Source organism: Microscilla marina ATCC 23134, from assembly GCF_000169175.1.
Taxonomy (GTDB): Bacteria; Bacteroidota; Bacteroidia; order Cytophagales; family Microscillaceae; genus Microscilla; species Microscilla marina.
The window spans coordinates 1-2,550 of sequence record NZ_AAWS01000113.1 but is presented as its reverse complement, the minus strand read 5'-3'; the positions used below and the strand labels follow the sequence as shown (position 1 = coordinate 2,550).

The following is a 2,550-nucleotide window of genomic DNA, read 5'->3' as shown; positions in this document are numbered from 1 at the left end:
AACCCAAACCAGTATTGTCAGCTGCGCCCCCTATCATTGTCAAGCCTTTTGCCTTGTCCGGAATCTTCAAACTAGGGGCAGTTACCAATACCTCGCTTCCAGCGTGTTGTTCTATATAAATGTTGCCTACCAACTCCTCTACCTTTAGTTTTTCTCCTTTGCCCAAACCTATTTTAAACTCCTGAGCAACAGTATCAAACACTACCAAACTTGTCAATACAAGACCAGCCACTATTTTTATGAGATGTATATTCAATAACTTTTTCATTGTTTCTGATTTTTTTCTTATGAATGAGTTTCTTGGTTTATATGATTTTTTTCAAGCTTATATCGCTTTCAGGTTATTCTGTATTACCTCTTTTACCTTTTCAGGAATTTCCTTGTCATTTTTCAATATTCTTTCAATGGGTTCCTTCACCCTTTTGTCTTTCAGGGCAAGCAGCATGTTCACCATCGCAATTTTTACTACCGGGTCGGTTTGGTGGCTAATAGACACAATGAGCGCATTGCGTACTTTGGGGTTATCTTTGTACACAAACAAAGCATTGGCAGCTGCCAATCGCACGTTTTGGTTCTCATCACTGTTTAGGGTGTTAATCAAAGCATCAATTGCCTGGTCGTTGTTATCGGTGAAGTTACGCGCGGTGGTTTTTACCGCTTTTAAGCGTTCGCTGGCCGAAGGTTTCTTTAGTTTTGCCAACGTTGCCTGCATTTCCTGCAATTGCTTTTGCACCGTATCATTTTGGTTGTTTTGCGCCACTTTGGGGGTTTCTACTGACAAGCGTCCAGCAAAAAAACTTGCTACTACCAACAACAAACTAGCTGCTATACCTATGCCCCATTGTAAACTGCTTCGGCGAATCTGCACCACACCAGTATCAAGTTGAGCAGTGTTTTTGTTTACCTCCGCTGTTTCGTTTGACGGCTCTGTGTCTTCCTTCATTGCAATCATTTTTTCCAATTGCTTGTCAAACTGATCGCCCAATTTTGCTTCGCTTTGTGCCTGGGCAAAAAACTGGAATTGCACCTGGTACTGACGAAGTTGCACCGGAATTTTTTGCTCATCTTGGGTAAAATACTCTATAAGCAGGCTTTCTTCTTTTAGGGTGGTGTCTCCCTTGTAGTATTTTTCTAATAATAGCTCAATTTTTTGTGAGTCCATAGTTATGGGTATTTGTCAAAACATCTCTAACTTTTTTGCGTGCCCGCGATAAATTTACCCGGACATTGTTAATGCTCAATTGCACTACTTTGGCAATTTCTTCAAACTCCATCCCCTCTACATCGCGCATTTGAATAATCATTTTTTGCTGTTCAGGCAAACGGTCAATGACCCGCTGAATAAGGCTGGAAGTATCTCGCAACTCGGTTTTTCTATCGGGTGCAGTCGCTCCCGACCTTATAGGCGCCTGTTGGTCAATGTCTACATTTTGGTTGCGCTTGGCTTTGAGTTTGTCAAAACATTTGTTTTTGATCATGGTCATTGCCAATGCCTCCACACTATTGTATTGGTCCAACTTGTGCCGTATATCCCAGAGTTTGAGAAAAACATCTTGTACTGTATCTTCTGCTTCTTCGTGGTTTCTCAATAACCTAAAAGCAAACCTAAACAACTTGTTTTTGGTAGAAAGTACTTCTATTTTAAATTCTTTTATTTCCATTCCTTATTGCTCTCATAAAGGTAGACGGGCTCGATAATCAAACATTACAACTGAGGTGAAAAAAAACTTGTAACAAAAGTTAAGTTGCTGTAAAACAACTAATTAAATAGGTAAATTAATTAAAAAATATTTTTAAAACTTTAGCTAATTTTATTTAGCAAATGCTTTTTATTTTAACAATAAGCTTGTACATTTAACCTGTAATCTAACAAAAGTCATTTGATACGCTTAGGAACGTGATCGCCCCGTAAACGGGATTTCGGGCATAGCCCTCAACAATAACTGTCCGGTTTAGAACATATTAGCTTCGCAGAGCTTGAACTTCGTTCTGCGGTTCTCTTTACTGACTTTCGTTACTTTTATTGTCCGTAGCGCTGCTACGCCCGCAAAAAGTGCTTCAGTCAGCCTTGAGTTTATGACCTCAATCTCGACACTTATTTTGAACATGTTCCTTAGTACAATTTCTGATGGTATTATAGTCAAATACTAAAAAATTATGTCAACATAGAATATAACCAGCTTTTTAGTTGTCTAACCAAAAGATTTTACCCTAAATTGGCTCACTTTATTTTTTTACAGATTACATAATCAATAGTCCATAGTATTTAGTCGATAGTCCATAGCTGATTTGAGTAAATGTTCACCTTGTTAAATGCTGTAAACCAGTATTTTATATTAAGATTGTGTACTCACTTTATTTTTAAAAGTGTTTCGGTTTTACGCCTAAGTGATCTTTCATAAATAACTGATAACCAGCAAACAACTTTGACTAAAATCACTGCGGAGTATTGATAATAATTCGCACCAATATCATTACACCTATTATTACTATTATTTAATGCAAATGAAAAAGCAGTTTGTATACTTCTGTTCCTTTACCTGTTTTGTC

Annotated in this window: 3 protein-coding genes; all 3 read right to left on the bottom strand. The window is 37.8% G+C overall.

All coding sequences use genetic code 11. The annotated features are described in order from the left end of the window. The coding region (locus tag M23134_RS37045; protein ID WP_002706206.1) for a hypothetical protein at window positions 1-268 on the bottom strand (268 nt) is incomplete at its 3' end. 57 nt (window positions 269-325) lie between these two features. After that, window positions 326-1,162 (bottom strand): HEAT repeat domain-containing protein, encoded by an 837-nt coding sequence (locus M23134_RS37040; protein WP_002706205.1) that lies wholly within the window; start codon window positions 1,160-1,162, stop codon window positions 326-328. Further along, window positions 1,143-1,661, bottom strand: a complete 519-nt coding sequence (locus tag M23134_RS37035; RefSeq protein ID WP_002706204.1) for an RNA polymerase sigma factor — start codon at window positions 1,659-1,661, stop codon at window positions 1,143-1,145. Before M23134_RS37035 ends, M23134_RS37040 begins: the two co-directional genes overlap by 20 nt. Between the last annotated feature and the right edge of the window lie 889 nt (window positions 1,662-2,550).

Excerpts from the sequence above, each read along its gene's own strand:
- M23134_RS37040 (WP_002706205.1), bottom strand. The coding sequence starts at position 1,162 with ATGGACTCACAAAAAATTGAGCTATTATTAGAAAAATACTACAAGGGA.
- M23134_RS37035 (WP_002706204.1), bottom strand. The coding sequence starts at position 1,661 with ATGGAAATAAAAGAATTTAAAATAGAAGTACTTTCTACCAAAAACAAG.